At 32.0% G+C, this 17660-nt stretch carries 21 protein-coding genes; all 21 read left to right on the forward strand.

Annotated elements, in window-relative coordinates; all coding sequences use genetic code 11:
- Positions 1–149 precede the first annotated feature (149 nt).
- The 21 genes from R3L15_RS09825 (at position 150) to R3L15_RS09925 (ending at position 17548) form a co-directional block, all read left to right on the forward strand.
- Positions 150–983, forward strand: a complete 834-nt coding sequence (locus R3L15_RS09825; RefSeq protein WP_338731423.1) for a hypothetical protein — start codon at positions 150–152, stop codon at positions 981–983.
- A 261-nt stretch (positions 984–1244) separates the two neighbouring features.
- Complete coding sequence (locus tag R3L15_RS09830) at positions 1245–1895, forward strand: hypothetical protein (protein WP_338731424.1); 651 nt, start codon at positions 1245–1247, stop codon at positions 1893–1895.
- Between the two features lie 18 nt (positions 1896–1913).
- Entirely contained in the window at positions 1914–2348 is a 435-nt protein-coding gene (locus R3L15_RS09835) for a TIGR02391 family protein (protein ID WP_338731425.1), read from the forward strand.
- A 164-nt stretch (positions 2349–2512) separates the two neighbouring features.
- Positions 2513–3205, forward strand: coding sequence for a hypothetical protein (locus tag R3L15_RS09840; RefSeq protein WP_338731426.1), 693 nt, complete (start codon positions 2513–2515; stop codon positions 3203–3205).
- Positions 3206–3364: 159 nt separating this feature from the next.
- Positions 3365–3724, forward strand: coding sequence for a hypothetical protein (locus R3L15_RS09845; RefSeq protein ID WP_338731427.1), 360 nt, complete (start codon positions 3365–3367; stop codon positions 3722–3724).
- A gap of 378 nt (positions 3725–4102) precedes the next feature.
- Positions 4103–4621 (forward strand): RidA family protein, encoded by a 519-nt coding sequence (locus tag R3L15_RS09850; RefSeq protein ID WP_338731428.1) that lies wholly within the window; start codon positions 4103–4105, stop codon positions 4619–4621.
- A gap of 170 nt (positions 4622–4791) precedes the next feature.
- Positions 4792–5187 (forward strand): hypothetical protein, encoded by a 396-nt coding sequence (locus R3L15_RS09855; protein ID WP_338731430.1) that lies wholly within the window; start codon positions 4792–4794, stop codon positions 5185–5187.
- Positions 5188–5344: 157 nt separating this feature from the next.
- A complete protein-coding gene (locus tag R3L15_RS09860) occupies positions 5345–5920 on the forward strand; it encodes a hypothetical protein (RefSeq protein ID WP_338731432.1) in 576 nt (191 codons plus the stop codon).
- A gap of 161 nt (positions 5921–6081) precedes the next feature.
- A complete protein-coding gene (locus tag R3L15_RS09865) occupies positions 6082–6819 on the forward strand; it encodes a GNAT family N-acetyltransferase (RefSeq protein WP_338731433.1) in 738 nt (245 codons plus the stop codon).
- 638 nt (positions 6820–7457) lie between these two features.
- A complete protein-coding gene (locus R3L15_RS09870) occupies positions 7458–8225 on the forward strand; it encodes a hypothetical protein (protein WP_338731434.1) in 768 nt (255 codons plus the stop codon).
- Between the two features lie 205 nt (positions 8226–8430).
- Positions 8431–8775 carry a hypothetical protein gene (locus tag R3L15_RS09875; protein WP_338731435.1) on the forward strand — a complete coding sequence of 115 codons (345 nt, stop codon included), beginning with the start codon at positions 8431–8433 and terminating at the stop codon, positions 8773–8775.
- Between the two features lie 159 nt (positions 8776–8934).
- Complete coding sequence (locus R3L15_RS09880) at positions 8935–10398, forward strand: alpha/beta hydrolase-fold protein (protein WP_338731437.1); 1464 nt, start codon at positions 8935–8937, stop codon at positions 10396–10398.
- Between the two features lie 146 nt (positions 10399–10544).
- Entirely contained in the window at positions 10545–10910 is a 366-nt protein-coding gene (locus tag R3L15_RS09885; RefSeq protein WP_338731363.1) for a hypothetical protein, read from the forward strand.
- Positions 10907–11212 (forward strand): hypothetical protein, encoded by a 306-nt coding sequence (locus tag R3L15_RS09890; protein WP_338731364.1) that lies wholly within the window; start codon positions 10907–10909, stop codon positions 11210–11212. The genes R3L15_RS09885 and R3L15_RS09890 overlap by 4 nt, the downstream gene beginning before the upstream one ends.
- Positions 11213–11378: 166 nt before the next feature.
- Complete coding sequence (locus R3L15_RS09895; protein WP_338731439.1) at positions 11379–12479, forward strand: DUF6438 domain-containing protein; 1101 nt, start codon at positions 11379–11381, stop codon at positions 12477–12479.
- Between the two features lie 151 nt (positions 12480–12630).
- The gene (locus tag R3L15_RS09900) at positions 12631–13149 is read left to right on the forward strand and encodes a hypothetical protein (protein ID WP_338731440.1); all 519 of its coding nucleotides are present in this window, start codon (positions 12631–12633) and stop codon (positions 13147–13149) included.
- A gap of 607 nt (positions 13150–13756) precedes the next feature.
- Positions 13757–14233: a hypothetical protein gene (locus R3L15_RS09905; RefSeq protein WP_338731441.1), complete on the forward strand. Its 477-nt coding sequence runs from the start codon at positions 13757–13759 to the stop codon at positions 14231–14233.
- A 138-nt stretch (positions 14234–14371) separates the two neighbouring features.
- Positions 14372–15181, forward strand: coding sequence for a DUF4886 domain-containing protein (locus R3L15_RS09910; protein WP_338731442.1), 810 nt, complete (start codon positions 14372–14374; stop codon positions 15179–15181).
- 154 nt (positions 15182–15335) lie between these two features.
- Positions 15336–16193, forward strand: a complete 858-nt coding sequence (locus tag R3L15_RS09915; protein ID WP_338731444.1) for a hypothetical protein — start codon at positions 15336–15338, stop codon at positions 16191–16193.
- Positions 16194–16340: 147 nt separating this feature from the next.
- On the forward strand, positions 16341–16892 hold the full coding sequence (locus R3L15_RS09920) for a hypothetical protein (RefSeq protein WP_338731445.1): 552 nt from the start codon (positions 16341–16343) through the stop codon (positions 16890–16892).
- A 230-nt stretch (positions 16893–17122) separates the two neighbouring features.
- Positions 17123–17548 carry a hypothetical protein gene (locus tag R3L15_RS09925; protein ID WP_338731447.1) on the forward strand — a complete coding sequence of 142 codons (426 nt, stop codon included), beginning with the start codon at positions 17123–17125 and terminating at the stop codon, positions 17546–17548.
- Positions 17549–17660 lie beyond the last annotated feature (112 nt).

Raw genomic sequence — 17660 nt, forward strand, 5'->3', positions numbered from 1 at the left:
ATAACCGCAATTACGGCGGATTCGACTACGTCCGAATCCACTCGGAATTGCTAACGTCAGTTCTTAACCGAAAATCATTATCTTTAATCCCGTAACTGACGGTTATACGAGACCGTTGTAAAACATTTTAAACAAAACCACGAACTGAATTGGGAACTTGGGGAACAGCCATAAAAAGTAATGACACTTCAGCAGATATTTATGCGGAATTTTTTGATTTATACAACGACGGAAAAGAACCGACAGAAATCAAAAAGAAACTAATTTCAGACAATCCAAACGGAGAAAATGATTTTTGGTTTGCTTTGGCATTAGCTCTTTGGGAAACTAAAAGCTTATCGACTGATATTCTTGAAAAAGTTCGTGAAATAATCAAAAACGAATCTGACTTAAAAATATGGAGAGAACTCGACGCAAGCGAATCGGATATTAAAAAAAGAAAAGTTGTTCTAGATAAGTTTTTAGCAAAATTAGAATCCGAAAAAGCTAAACCAAAAGCAAGAAAAAGGAAGAAAAACAAACAACCTATTTTTGAAACTGGAACTTGCCTTGTTTTTAAATTGGCTAATGGAAATTATGGAAGTGCAATAGTTTTGAGTTCTGATTTGGAGACTGGATATGGATATAATTTAATTGTAACTACAAGATTAAATCAATCAACAAAACCGACACTAGAAGATGTTGAAAAAAGTGAAGTTTTGATAAATAATTTTGGAGATTGGCAAAAAAGTGCGGCTTGGTCTTGGTATTTACCTGACAATTATAAAAACAATATATACGAACCCATTGGTAAATTTGAAATCCAAAAGAAATACAACGCTAAAAATTCTGAAATAGGTTTTGGTTATACATCAAATTGGGATTTTGTAAGCTCTTCAATAATAAAACAAATAGATTTTGAAAAAACGAACGGTAAAACCAAAACTTTCCCGACAAAACGATTGATTAAAAACAAGAAAAGAAAATGGTGGCAAATTCGATAAAAAAACGTTTTACAACACCGTATAACAATAATTGCGGCTTTGTGTCCTGCGGACACAACCGCGCAAGCATAAAAGTCGGTAATTTTAGCTATCTTAGTTTGTAATCAATCCGCAACTGATTGTTATACAAGACCGTTGGCAGTAATTTAAATGACAGCATATTTAGACAATAACATAATAGTTGATATAGAAAAAAACGTTCTACTAATTTCAGATTTAAATAAACTGACAGAAAGGGACATCTCAAAATTCTATTATTCTATGTCTCACATTTTTGAAGCAAATGAAATAACTGCTTCGACAAAAAGTGAACTGAATGAGAGATTATCTAAAAGGTTTAAGATAATAAGCAAAATAACGAAGGATAATTATTTAGATAGATTACTACCTTCAAATAAAGTTGTTAAAACCAAAAATGAACCTTTTCATATTTATCAATCAATTAATGAAGTTTCATTTGCAAGAAACTCTATGAAGCAAATGGTAAACAATACTTCAGAAGAACAAAAAAAGCAATTTAGAGAACAGCTAAATATTGACCCATTAAGAATAAATAACTATTCACCTAAAGAGGTTATTGAACAAATAGATGCAAACAAAATAGCTATGGGTGGATTTACTTTATTAGAACTTATTGAAAAAGGAATTGAAATGCATCCAGACGGAAAGAATATGAGTTTACACAACCGATTTGCTGGTGTATTCGAGATTTTAGATTTAGTTGGATTTTGGAAAGATAAGTACAATGAAAAATCCAATTATGCAAGATTATGGGATTCGAGTCACGCTTATTTCTCGACTTTTTGCGATTATTTTATTTCAGATGATAAAAGAACACGAAATAAAGCAAAAGTAGTTTTTGAACTTTATGACATAAAAACAAAAGTTATTTCTTCTAAAGGCGAAGAATAACTAAAAAAAATAGAAAAAATGAATTGGGAAGAATTACATCCTAAAATAAGAATACTCGCAGAAGAAAGGTTTAATAACAACTTTTATGCAGACTCTATCTCTATGACCTTAAGAGAGATAAATTCTATAGTTAAAGCGGAAATATTAGGAATGACTGGAATAGAATATGACGGAATAAACTTAATGCAACAAGCTTTCGGTTTTCAATATAAAAATGGGAACCTAATTAGAAATGCGAGAATTTTATTTGTACCTGATTTGACAACAGAATCGAGAAGAAATATACAAGATGGATACAGGAATATTTTCGTTGGAGCGATGAGTGCAATTAGAAACCCAAAAGCTCACGAAAATATGAATCCAGATGAAACAAAAACAAGACACTTATTACAATTATCAAGTTTGTTATTTATTAAGCTTGAAGAAGCAGGTATACAAATACCGATTGAATAAATAAAAAACTACTGCCAACAACGTATAACAACAATTGCGGCTTTGTGTCCTGCGGACACAACCGCGTAAGCATAAAAGTCGGTAATTTTAGCTATCTTAGTTTTTAAACAACCCGTAACTGACGGTTATACGAGACCGTTGTACATAATGCCCGAAAACCGCAAATGGAAATAGATTTTGATTTTTTAATACCATACATTAACTATTTAGTTATTGCTTTTATTGGACTAATCGGACTATATATCAAAACCTATATGCAGGAAAGAGCAAAAAGAAAAGCATTAATTCGCACGAACAAAAAATTAATGGAAGAAACTGAATCCATTAAAAAGGAGCATCAACTCGACATAAGTAAAAGACGTTACCAATACGAAAGCAAAAAAGAACAATATTTAGGATTTTTTAAAATGCTAGATAAATTCACAAACGAAGCGACTTTAAAGAATCAATCGGAAATGATGCCAATATTGGATGAGTTCAATAGAAATTATCTGAATGCTGCAACTCAAGGAAATAAGAAAAAGGAAAATTTAGCAGTAACAGTAATGTCAAAAAAAATACAAAAATTGACTTCTGACTCGTATGAAGAATTAACCAAATTAAAACAGGAAACTAATACAATTCGAGTAATTGCAAGTGATGAAATTCTTAAGAAACTGGACTTATTGGAATTATCTTATGATAAACTAATGGAACAGTCTAATAAAATGATGTCTGACTTACCTCAATTAATGCTCACTGGAAATGACGCCAGAATTAAAGAACAACAAAAAGAACTTGAAATAAGCGGAAAGGTAACTCAAAGTATCAAAAATGAGATTATTGAATTAATGAGAAAAGAACTGAATGAAATATAAAGCACTATGTACAACAATGTATAACCGCAATTACGGCGGATTCGACTACGTCCGAATCCACTCGGAATTGCTAACGTCTGTGTTAAACCGAAAAATTTGTGTACTTTAACCCGTAACTGACGGTTATACGAGACCGTTGTAAACAATTTAAGACAAACATTGAGAAAAGATTTAAAATACGGATTTCTGATTTTCGGAATGCTAATTCTAATCGGATTTGCTCTGAAAGGAAATATCAGTCACGAAAAATTTGACTCTGAAAGGTGGAAAAACTGGCCGGAATCGGAATCTGAATGGTCATTGCGTTGGGATATGATGAACAGTTTGCGAAATAATTGCGAACTGAAAGGAAAATCGAAAACGGAAATTATTGAACTATTGGGAAAACCAGATATAGAAACGAAAACGAACTTTAGATATTCTTTAGGAATGTCAAAACGCGGAATAAATACTGGAAGTTTGACAATCGAGTTTAACGAAAATGGAATCGTAACTGACTTTTCAGTTTGGCAAGGATAAAATGGTTTTCAAAAAAGAAACAAAGGACAACGAACTGTACGTTTATATGAACGGAAAATTAATTTATAAAAAGTGGTTGAATACAGGAGAATCGAAAGTGTTTGACTTAATAGCTTATGACAAGTACACTCTGAAATCAATAAATGAAAAAAAGTAAAAAACTGTTTACAACAATGCATAACCGCAATTACGGCGGATTCGACTACGTCCGAATCCACTCGGAATTGCTAACGCCAGTTCTAAACCGAAAATTATTAACTTTAATCCCGTAACTGACGGTTATACGAGACCGTTGTGCTTCATACTGAAAAACGAAACGGATATTAAAAACGGGAAAGCCGAAAACCGACTAAAGTAGGCAATAAACAATTAAAAATAATGAAAAAACTAACCAACCGATTGACTTTACTCGCAACACTTTTTGCACTCGCTTTTGGATTCCAAAGTTGTGAACAAAAACAAAAGGAAGAAACTAAAGAGGTGGAAAAAGAAATAATTGTTGAATCCGAAAAACCTGAATATTTTCTCTTGCGTCCAGAAATAGAAAAAGCATACGGATATTCACACGCTGTGAAAATTGGAAACGACATCAAAATATCTGGTGCAGTAAGTATGGACAATGAAGGAAATCCAACAGCTGTTGGAGATATAGAACAGCAGATGAAAAACTGTTATGCTGATTTAGAAAAAATATTAAAACACTTTGGTTGCACATTTGACGATGTTATAAAAGAAGATATTTTTACAACTGATATGGCTCATATGCTTGAAAAATCAGCATATCGTGCTGAAATTTATAAAAATGGATTTCCGACTGGTTCTTGGCTTGAAGTAAAAGGATTAGCATTACCTGAATTTATGGTTGAAATCGAACTTGAAGTACATAAATCGGAATAAAAAGTACGAAAGCACAACAATGTATAACCGCAATTACGGCGGATTCGACTACGTCCGAATCCACTCGGAATTGCGAGCGTCAGTGCTTAATCGAAAAACAGTAACTTAAAACCCGTAACTGACGGTTATACGAGACCGTTGGCAACAATATCTGAATATTTCAAAGACAAATGAAAAACACAATTATACTGATTCTGATTACATTTCTAATTTGTTCATCTCAATTACAAGCTCAAAACTTGGTTCTACCAAAAAATCCTGAAACCAATAAATGTTATGCAAACTCTTTTGACTATAATAAAAAATTTGAGTGGAAAGAAGTTGATTGTTCTAAAGTACAAGGAAAGAAAACATTTAATACAAAAAAACAACTGATTAAAAAGGAACAAAGAAAACTGAAAATGATTGCTTATCAAAAGAAATTAATCAATCTTGATTATGACGTTGACGCTAATGGCATACTCGATAAAAAAACGATAAAAGCTCATAATAAATTTATTAAAAAAAAGGAGAAAGAAAAGAAACGAAAACTAAGAGCAGAAAAGAAAAAAAGAAAATCAGAATAATACTGTAGCCAACAACGTGTATAGCTCATTGCGGCTGAATTCCTAATCGGAATTCATTGCAATTTGCTATCTTTGGTCATACAGCGGAAAATCCTCTGCGGATTTCCCGCAACAAGCCATACACAAACCCGTTGGCAGTAAGCTAAAAAGCACATCTATGAGAGACAGAATTCAACAATTTTTTCAAGAAATTCAACAAAATCCTATTGAATTATATGGTGAATTTGGAATCCAATTTGAGCTAGCTATTTATTTAAGAAATAATTACAATGATTTAAATGTAAAACTAGAATATCCAACATCTAGAATTTTTAATCCTTTACCTCAGTTTGTAAAAAAAGAAATTGACATTTACGTTGAAACAATAACTGGTTTAAAATACATTATAGAATTAAAAATGCCGAAAGAGAATTGTGGAACACCACTTGAAATGTATGGAGCAATTAAAGATGCTAAATTCTTGGAACAACTAAAACAAAATGATATTGATGGTTGTTACTCAATCTTAATAACAGAACGTCAAGCATTTTGGAATGCTCATCAAGCAAACGCTGGAATTTATCAATTATTCAATGGATTAGGAGTAAATATTAGTAGTATTGACATTCCACAACTTCCGAATTTTTTACATAGAAAAGGCCCTATAGAATTGGATAATATTTATCAAGCAGATTGGAATGAATATATTGACATAACTAATAGAAATTGGAAGTATTATATATTGGACATTTAAAAAAAAGCCTACTGCCAACACCGTGTATAATTAATTGCTAGGTTCTAACCTACTTGCGAAAATTCCTTCGGAATTTTCACGGGTTCGTAAATGTTTATTAACTTAGTTGCTTAACCACGCAACTAACCATACACAAACACGTTGTGCTTAATGTTGAAATCGTGCTAAAAACAAACTTTCATCCTTCCGAAAAACATCTTGCTGATATAAAAAATTGGCTGATTAAAGAATGGAATGAAACGAAAAGCGGATTTTATTGTAATTGGAATATAATTGAAGAGGAATTTGCTAAAAATAACGTAGCAGTAATAACTGAGAATGATTTTGTAATCGGATTTTTAGTTTATAGAATATATGAGTTTCAAGCAATAATCGACATTGCCGAAACCAAACCAACTGAAAGGAAAAAAGGAATTGCAAGAAAGTTAATTAATGACACTTTAGACTACTTTGGACAAAAAGGAGTCTTAGTTTGTGAATTATTTTGCTCGCCTGAAAATTCAGAACCTTTTTGGAAAAGAATTGGATTTGAAAATTTCCCTGATTTACCTCATAACTCAAGAATCAATATGTTTAAACCTCTCGTTGAGACTTTAAAGCCAACTGAAAAAGCGAAATCTGATACAAAAATTAGCTTGTGGAATTGTGAACCTTATCAAGCGGACAGGGAAAAAGCAAAATGGAATTGGGATTTGAATTTCGCGGATGACAATAAGACTTTGACTAAACCAATTATTTTTCCAGTATCAAGTGATTGGCAAGTGGAATTGACCAAAAACGGACAAAAAATAGTTTCGGAAAAGGTTAAAAGATTTAGGATTGATTTAGCAGATAATGGTAGTTTTATGATTATCCGAAAATTAACAGCGTTAAAAAACACTAAGCACAACAATGTATAACCGCAATTACGGCGGATTCGACTACGTCCGAATCCACTCGGAATTGCTAACGTCTGTGCTAAACCGAAAATTTTGCATATTTTAACCCGCAACTGACGGTTATACGAAACCGTTGCCAAATATGCGAAACCAGAATCAGCGGTTTAAATCTCAGCTTTATTAATTTATTCAAAATCTATTTTCAATCCGAAAATTGAAATTTTAAAAACTTAACGGATTTTGATTATGCAAAACTGGATCGCTAAACTTTGCGCAGAGAAGATTAAAAATCCTAAAGAAAATTTGAACTCAGGAGAAAAACTTACTCAAACTCGATAAACCGAAAACGATAAATTGTTGCGGATAAAAAGTTCTTAGCACTACTCTATTTTTAAAATCTTTGCGGAGAAAAATTAAAACTGAAATTCGTTTTCAAAAGAATATTAAAACTTAGTTGACAAAGAAAATCAGAAACGATAAAGTGGTCGTTAAAAGCAAAACGCAAAAGCACATTAGGCAACAACGTTTATCTTCAATCGTGGTGTCGTGTCCTACGGACACGAACGCTTACGCGTCAAAGTCATTTCTTTTTACTATCTTCATTTTCCAATTCCCACAACTGAAAGATAAACAAAACCGTTGGGCACAATTAAAACCGAATGAACAGACTTTTCCTTTTACTTTTTTCAATTTCATTAATTGGTTGCTGTAGAGAATCAAAATTGTTGAATAATGGACTGACTAAAAGTGCAAGTCAAATAACGGAATATACTATTTTGGTAAAACGAGACTCTGCGAATAATGAAACTCGAGATACTTTAATGGTTAGAAATAAACTTTACAACAATAACGACCAAATAATAAATCTGAATCAAAAAACATTATTTGACAATGAAAAAATGGAAATTGATTACAGTTACAACGAATTAGATAAAATTAAAAGAGAAGTTGTTAAAATGTCAACTGACAGTTTACCATTGATAGTCGATTACATTTATAAAGACACATTGCTATATCAATCAAAAGCAATTGTGGATTACCCAAATGAGAAATTCGAACAAATCGAAACTCACTATTACCGGAAAAACAACTCAAAAGACAAATCTGTATCCACACAAATTTTTATCGATTTAGAGTCTTCAGATACAATAAGAAATTCTATTTCAACAACCTATTTTGATAAAAACGAAATAGCGATTAAAATTGAAACTGTTCATAAAACGGACTCAAAGCGGAACCGAAAAATAGTTTATGAGTACAAATGCCAAAATCTAATCGGACTGAAAGAATATAACGGAAATGACTCATTGATTTCAACACTTAAATACGAGTACGACCTGGACAAATTTAAGAATTGGACTTCAAAAAGAATTTACGAAAATGGAAAATTGGATAGGATTTTAACAAGAGAAATAAAATATAAATAACTGTGCCCAACAATGGCTATAATTCATTGCGGCTGAATTCCTAATCGGAATTCATTGCAATTTGCTATCTTTCGGCTACGGCGGAAAGAATCCTGCGGATTTTTCCGCAACGAAATCATAGCCGAGACCGTTGTGTGTAATTTGAGAAATGAGACAAACGATAACCAAAAGTGATAAAAACTTAAGAATTCTGAACAAGTTAATTGTGAACGGATTCTATAATGGATATATCGGAACTGAAAAGTTTGAATTAATGCGGAATCGTTTCCCGAACAATCACAGACTAATCGGAATTGTGAATGAAACAGGTAATTACGATTTGAAATTTGACTTTAAGTCACCAATGAATATTTTAGCGAAAGTTTTACTCGGACTCGGAATTTTGATTTCAATAATTTCGCTGATTAAAGGAATTTGGATTTTACCGATTGTATTTGTTGTTTTCGGACTGATTATGTTTGCGGATTTTAAACTAAAAGAGAAAAAAGAAATAAATATATTCACGGATAAACTATTGGAATTCCACAAAACGGAATATGAAACTGAATAAAAACTACACACAACAATGTATAACCGCAATTACGGCGGATTCGACTACGTCCGAATCCACTCGGAATTGCTAACGTCTGTGCTAAACCGAAAAATTTGTGTACTTTAACCCGTAACTGACGGTTATACGAGACCGTTGGCATACATTAAAAATACTCATATGAGAAAAATTCACATTTTAAGTATCATCTTCATAATAATTGGATTACAAGCAAAAGCTCAAATATTTGAAGTTAGTTTTGATTCAAGTTTAGAACAAGGAGATTTTTCAGGTAATGTTCTACTCTACCTTTCAAAGGAAAATAAATCACCAAAAGATATTTTTGTCGGACTTGAATTGACACCAGTATACAGAGTTAATGTTAAGAATATTAAATCAAATGAAAGTGTCATTTTTGATGATAGTGCTGTCTCATATCCTGTTGAATTGTCAAATATTGAGCGAGGAGAATACTATGCGCAGGCCGTATTCGATTTGAATTTAGGAGATGCGAATATTGGCACAAGCCCTGGAAATTTATATTCTGAACCAATTAAAATTGATTTGACCAAAGATTTTGAAAAGGTCTTCAGGTTAAAGGCAGATAAGGTTATTCAACCAATTAATTTTAATGAAACTGAATTTCTAAAAGAATTAAGTGTTAGATCAAATCTTTTAAGTCAGTTTCATAAAAAAGACATTTTTGTTAATGCAGCAGTTAGCTTACCAAAAGAATACTACGAGGAATCTGATAAAGAATATCCAGTCATATTTTCAATTTTTGGTTTCGGAGCAAATTACAAATTACATTCAGGTCGACATACTTTTTTAGAAAAATTAGGAGAGCAACCTATAATAGTGGTTTATTTAGATGGTAATTGTCCAGAGGGTCATTCTACCTATGCTAATAGCGATGTTAACGGTCCTTGGGGAGATGCTCTTGTAAAGGAGTTTATCCCTTTACTAAAGCAAAAATATAGAACTAACGGAGCTTTTTTACTACACGGTCATAGTAGCGGAGGATGGGCTTCCCTTTGGTTACAAATTAATTACCCAAAAACCTTTGCTGGAGCCTGGGCAAGTGCTCCCGATCAAGTAGATTTTAGAAACTATCAAAACAAAAACATTTATGAAACAAATAATATGTTTTATGATGAAAAGGGTAATTTATTAGCTGATGTTACTATAGCAGGCAGATTTCCAGTAATAAGTGCAAAAGACTTTTATAGGACAGAAAATGTGATTTATCGAGGTTCTCAACTACGTTCTTTCGATGCTGTTTTTGGAGGATTTGATAATAATGGAGATAGAATCAGATTGGTAAATATTCCAAGCGGAGAAATAAACAAGAATGCTATTCCTCTTTGGAAGAGATATGACCTTTCAATTATTTTAAGAGATAATTGGAGTAATTTAAAGGAAAATCTTGATGGAAAAATCAGAATTTCAGTAGGTACAAGTGATAATTTTCATTTACACCACGCAGTCAAGTTGTTAGATAAAGAAATGAAAAGTATAGATGCTAATATGGAATTTGAATATTATGCAGGAGACCATTTTACATTATTTACAGAAGAATATATAAATGAAGGCACTAATTTCCTACTAAAGAACTATGAAAACTGGTTGAATGAAAACAAATAACGTATGCCAACAACGCATATACCTTATGGCGGGTGAACGCCTGCCTGCAAGGCTTTTGTTCCATAGCCAACTTTGGTTTCGGTGGACAGGAAAGTGCTTCAAAACCACCACAAGCCATATTCAAACCGTTGTACGCAAGTTGACCAATGAAACGTAAAAAGAAAATAACTATCGGAATTGGAATCTTAATTGTTGGAATTTTATTCTGGCAATTCGGACTTTTTAACCGATTCAATTATTTGACTGGAAAGATTGACAGTTGGCGGAATTCAGCAAGAATCGTGACAGTTGGAAAACCATTGCCTTGTGGAGTTCCTTGCATTGGACTAAAGGAAAAATATGGATTTCACGAATCGAATGTTGGTTGTACTGTTACTGGACCTCAATTACGCGGAATTGACGCTTACAACGCTGAAATTGAAAAGTATCTGAATAAAAGAAACGGAAAAGACTGGAGAGAAAAATATCGAGCGGAAATGGACTCGCTCATAAAAAATAATAGATTGGAATGAAATTTAGTATGCTTAAGAATTTTATCTTTTTATTATTGTTTTTAGTTGTTATCAGTTGTAAAGATTACTACAATGACACAATCGAATGGGCTGACAATATTGAGGCTGAACTAAATTTAACCGAAGTTCAAAAACTACAACCAGATTTCATTGAAGTTGATTGGAATAATCCACTGACAACCTCTGAAAACGAAAAATGGTATTTAATTACAGAAATTAAAGGGAATAGAGATGTTTTGAGTATGTCTCACTTTTTAGTTTTTAAAGATGGGAAATACAAATATAGAGAATCGAAAAAATAAAAACCTGCGTACAACAACGGCTATAGTTCATTACGGCTGAAATTCCTAATCGGAATTTCAAGCCTTTTTGCTAAATTTATGGTTACGTCGGAATGATACTCGCGTACCATTCCGTAACGAAACCATAGCCAAAACCGTTGGCTGTAATATAACCTAACCTCAAACTATGAGATATTTAACAAGTTTTTTTCTTTTTTTGATGTTAGTGAATTGCCAAAAAAAGGAAAACGAAAAACATCTTGAATCTGAATTTATAAAAGCTGAATTTATATCAACAAAAATTGACAGTTTAAATTCTGAAAAAGAAGTTCAAACATTTGTCAATAAATTAAGGCATCCTTTTTATGAGCAAAAAATATCGGAAGATTCAGTAAGAATTTATAGGCAATTTGAGGAGTTTGAACTTAAAAAAATAAGGGAATTTAAACGAGATTGTAGATTTGATGAAGACACTTTAACTAAAAAAGTTGCTGATTCCTTAAAGATAGACAAAAGTTATTATAAGTCAGATTTTGATAACAATGGTTTCACCGATTTATTGATAATTGGAGATGGACACAATTGTATGGCAATGGCTGGATGTGAGGATGGCAAATACATTTCTTGCGATTTTGGCGTCCATTCTCTTATGAATTTCGGAAATGATTCCATTAATCCAATAGATTTAAACTTCATCACCAAATCCTTATCATTAGTTCCCAAAATTATTGAAACTAAAAATGGCTCTTATATTGAATTACATAAACCACTTGACTACAAAATCGAAAATGGAGAATTAAAAAAATTTAGCAGAACTATTTCTATAGTTTATAAATATGGAACTTTTATTGAGCGAAACGAACAAGAGAATAAATACGATATTGAGAATATAGAATTTATTGCCCAAGGTTGTGTAGCTGGCTGTCCAGAATTTATTATTTCAATAGATAAAAATAAAAATGGAAAATTTAATGCAATAAACTACAATTGGTTTGACAAAGATTTTTCAGAAGATTTAGAACCAAATGATATTGAGGGCAAATATAAAACTCAAATTTTAGATAAACATTTTAAGGAAATCTATGGAATTATCAATTATTTAGACTTTCCTAATCTTGAAAACATATATTCTTCTGGTGCAATGCATTCGAGTTCTGTTGCTTTAAAAATCACTTACAACAACGGAAAAGTAAAAAATATAAGAGACGACGGATTAATTGGAACCTATGGACTCAAAAGGGTTTATGAATTGTTTTACGAATTAAGATTTAATCAAAATTGGAAATAAAAAATACTACAGCCAACAACGTGTATAGCTCATTGCGGCTGAATTCCTAATCGGAATTCATTGCAATTTGCTATCTTTGGTTCACGGCGGAAAATCCTCGCGGATTTACCGCAACGAGCCATACACAAAACCGTTGTAACCAATTTAAGTAATGAACTTAATGACCATAATAATCATCGGAATTATACTATTAGGGCTAATTGCTTTTTTTGCTACCAAAGTGGAAAATAAAACTACAAATTTCCAATCAGTAAAAATTCCATTAGACATTCTTGAAAAGGAGTTCGGAAAAGTAGAAATCAATGGCGGAACTTTACGCTTTTGGGGAAATTGGTTTGGAAAGCCAATGGACAATTACCACGAAATTAAAAATGTCGAATTTGACAAAACCAATAATATTCTGATTTTGACTTTAGATGATGGAGAGAAAATTACAATGTGGAATCCATCCGGCTTGGAAATTGGACAAAAAGAATTGCAGATTAAAAAAGCTGACAAAATTTTATTTGAATGGCATCTCTACGGAGAAAATAAAACTGGAGAAAACTTAAGATTTGAATCTTATAAAAATAATGGAATAAGTATAGAGTTTGCGACTGATTTTATGCCTGAAAAACGGAATGTAGAATGTCATAAATCGGAACCAGCTTTATCAATAATCGGATATTAAAAAACTGGTTACAACAATGGCTATAATTCATTGCGGTTGAATTCCTAATCGGAATTCAACGCTTATTTATTATCTTTCGGCTACGGCGGAAAGAATCCTGCGGATTTTTCCGCAACGAAATCATAGCCGAGACCGTTAGCTTTAATGCTGGAGCAAGTTTGCGGTTTGAAAAAAGCTTGATTTATTTTTCGATTTTTTTTAGAATTTTAAGGTAGATAAATCAGAAAAACTGTGTGCGGAATTTCAAAAAATTTCGGAATTATCACTCAAATGTGGAATGAAATACAACAGCGGAATTGCGCACTCAAACCTGAATTAAAAAACGGTCGGAATTTGAGCAAGTTTGCGGAATGAACTAAAAACGGAAATTAAAGAAACCTGAATAAAAAGCTGACCGAAAAAACAAAAAACGGAATGAATTATAAAAGCACTAAAAGCTAACAACGGCTATAATTCATTACGGCGGAATTTCCTCGCGGAAATTCCATTCATTTTTGCTATCTTTCGGTCAACGTCGGAAAAATGGTCGCCCATTTTTCCGTAACGAAATCATAGCCAAGACCGTTGTGTTTAATTTCCCAGCAAACCGAAAACCGAAAAATAAGAATTGAATTTAAACGAGAATTACATAAAAATTAAAGAGTTCATTTCTCAATATTATTGGATTGCGGGAATTCCATTTTTGATTTGGGGATTTATTCTTGCGATGGAAAGTAAGGAAGATATAAATCGGAATCAAAAAGAGACTTACGGAATGGTTTATGGAGCAAGACCGATTTACAAGCAATACAGCAAGCGGAATTACAAATATGAATTCTATTACAACGGAAAAAAATATACTGGAACTTCGACTGCATATAATTCCAAAAATGTAGAAAATGGGAATTTTTACAAAGTGGAATTCTCTGATAAAAATCCTGAACATAGCCGAATGAATTTTGACTTGGAATACGTTAGAGAAATAAAGACTGATGAAAACGGAAAAATCGATACAACATACGTTCCGAAAGACCAAAAATTGCGGAATGAAATGAAAGAACGATTAGAAAAATATAAAATTGAACTGGACACTATAAAAAACTAAACACAACAATGGCTATAAGTAATTGCTTGTTCTCGCCTACTTCTGAAAATCCTCGCGGATTTTCAGCTTGGTTTGTACTTGCAAAGTTTAGTGCTAACCCACGCAACTACTCATAGCCGAGACCGTTACCTGTAATTTATGAGAAACTTTGTGCTAATCACATTAGCTATTACAATTACGAGTTGCAAATCTCTTAAAACAGAACTTCCAAAAGAATTAAATGTGCTCTTTATTGGAAACAGTTTGACCTATTATCACGATATGCCTCAAACTCTTCAAATGATGCTGAATGAAACAAATACAAATATTACGATTGACCAAAGTACTTATCCAGGTTATTCTTTGTCACAGCATTTATCTCGCCAAACTGAATCGACACCTGAAAACAGAATTATAACTCTTACCGAAAAAAAGATAGCGGAAAGAGATTGGGACATAATAATTTTACAAACTGGAACTGTAAGTGTTTTAATTCCAGAAAATCGAGAATTTAAAGTTAATAAAGCTATATCGAGAATTAAAAAATTGGCTGCGAATAAAGACTGTAAATTTATACTATTTAATACTTGGCCATCTAAAAGAGAATATCCAAAAAAATATTGCTATTCGGGTCATTCAATTGATAAATCAATTAAAGATATTGATTATTGCTCACCAGTTATGGAAAATTTGAAACAAGAAATTAATGCAATCAATGAATCATATAAATTAGTTTCAGAATCAAATAAAATTATAAAATCTGACAATGGAAGTAAATTCTATGAAATCAGAACTTCTCTTCCAGAAATTGAACTTTATGAAGATTACATTCATCCAAATAAAAATGGAGCTTTTTTAAACGCTTGTATTTTTTACCAAATGTTAACTGATAAAAAAGCAACTGACTTGAAATACAATGGAAATATTGAACCTAAAACAGCGGAATTATTAAAGAAAATAGCGAAATAAAAACTACAGGTAACAACGTGTATAGCTCATTGCGGCTGAATTCCTAATCGGAATTCATTGCAATTTGCTATCTTTCGGTTACGGCGGAAAATCATAGCTGATTTTCCGCAACGAGCCATACACAAAGACCGTTGTAAGCAATTTGACAAAAACCTTGGAAAAAGACAAAGTATCGAATAGAAAAGACGTAATGATTTACTTGCTTACCGAATTAAGCAAGAAAGAAAAACCTGTGCGAATGGATGAATTCTTTTTTGAAACTGGTTATGCAAATGGTTTGGATTCGTTTAGAGAAGTGCTAGAAGAAATGTCTCGTTTGGAATGGATAAATATTATTGACGAACCAGGAACACCTGCTTTCGGTGTTTTACCAACAAGAGATATAAAATATACAATCAGCATTAAAGGAATTGAACATTTGAACGAAATAAATAATCCACCAGAAAAGAAAAAAGAAAAAAAGAATTATCATATAAAGGAAATTGTAATTGGAATAATTATAACAGTTGTTGGTGGAATGATTTTAAATATTATACCTAATCCAAAAGAGATTTTTCAAACAGAAAACAAAAAAACAGTTTATCAAAAACCATATATTGCTATTGAGAATTATAAGCTTAAAGCTATTAATGAAAGTGCAAGAAATTTAGATACAATTTCAGTAAATTTTAAATATCAGGGCTCGAAAATTCAATTAAACCGAAATTTTAAATTGGTGGAATATACTTTTAACGATAAATATTATTTTCATTTAGGAGACAGAAATGAATTTGAACCGAAACTGGAATTAATAGAAGTAAATTTAAATAATCCAATTATTGATTCAATTAATCAAAATTCAGAAGTAAAACTTGAACTAAAAAGGCATTTAATTTTTAGTGGCTTTCGAACCGCTTATTTTGAGGAAAATGATAAAGAAAAGATTGGAAATTTAAAAATCTCATTTAGTTATGAGTCTGAAATCGGAATAACGAATGACACATTAGTTAGTGACATTTTTATAGTAAAATAAACTGCTTACAACAATGTATAACCGCAATTACGGCGGATTCGACTACGTCCGAATCCACTCGGAATTGCTAACGTCAGTGCTTAACCGAAAATCATTAACTTTAATCCCGTAACTGACGGTTATACTAGACCGTTAGGTATAATTGATATGAAACACACATTAATATTTTTTCTTTTAATAACAAGCTTGAGCTGTGCTCAACAAAAAGACACAAAAACTGACAAGGAAATTGCTTTAGAATTATGCGATGAATTCTCAAAACAATATTCTAAAAACAACAGTTATCAAAGTAACCGAATGATTTACATAAAAACCGTTCAAATTAAACTTGTGAATTACGATTCTGAAAAAGAAGAAAATATTTCAAGAAAGCTTCACGAACTATGTCCATCATTTTTGGAATACTCAACTGTTGCGAGTAAATTGAAAGCTGAAAGCAAAGGGCGACCAGATGCTTTTAAATTATGGGATATTTATATAAAAAGTCAAAATGATATTCCTTGGACTGAAAGTGAAAAAAAGCAATTTTTAGACATTTGTAATTATGCTCTCTCAAAAAGGCCAAATAGCGAAAAATTGTGCGAATGTACAATTGACAAAATTTCTGAAAGATTAAGTGCTGAATATTTTCTTGGACTATCAACGAACGAACAAGGGTATTTAGGAGGACAAGTTGGATATGTATATTGTTCTGAATAAAAAACAACTATACCTAACAATGGCTATAATTCATTGCGGTTGAATTCCTAATCGGAATTCAACGCTTATTTACTATCTTTCGGCTACGGCGGAAAGAATCCTGCGGATTTTTCCGCAACGAAATCATAGCCGAGACCGTTGCCCACAAGTTGAAAAAAACGAAAATTACATATTTAATCGGACTTCTATTCCTACCAATTTTGATATATGGGCAGAATCCTAAATCTGAATTGAAAAACGAACTGAATAAAATTGACTCAATTGTTGAATTGACCAACAGAACTGAAAAAAACTATTCTGAAGGAATTGCAGAAGGACCAATTGTTTATAAAAGCATTTTTAGAAAAAATGGAGGTTGGGAAGCCTATTATTTATACCAACAGCAAAACGACAATCCTCCACTCCGAATTAAATATAATGAAGCTGGCTACAAAACGTATCAAAAATTTGAATTTTACTATCAAAATGGAGAACTGATTTTTGCCAAACTAAACGTGGATTTTTATCGTGGAAAAAGAAAAAATAAACCGATTGAGAAAAAATATTATTTCAAAAACTCAAAACTGATTTCCGACTCAAAACCTGAATTGGAAAACTACGGAACGGAATACATAAAACGGACAGAAAAAACTGTTCGGAAAATGATTTATGAATAAAAAAACCAGTGGGCAACACCGTGTAAGCGCAATAACGGCTGAATTTCCTAATCGGAAATTCAACACGTTTTGCTATCTTTAGTGCGTCAGCGGAAAATACTCGCGCATTTTT

This window comes from Mangrovimonas cancribranchiae (genome assembly GCF_037126245.1).
Taxonomy (GTDB): Bacteria; Bacteroidota; Bacteroidia; order Flavobacteriales; family Flavobacteriaceae; genus Mangrovimonas; species Mangrovimonas cancribranchiae.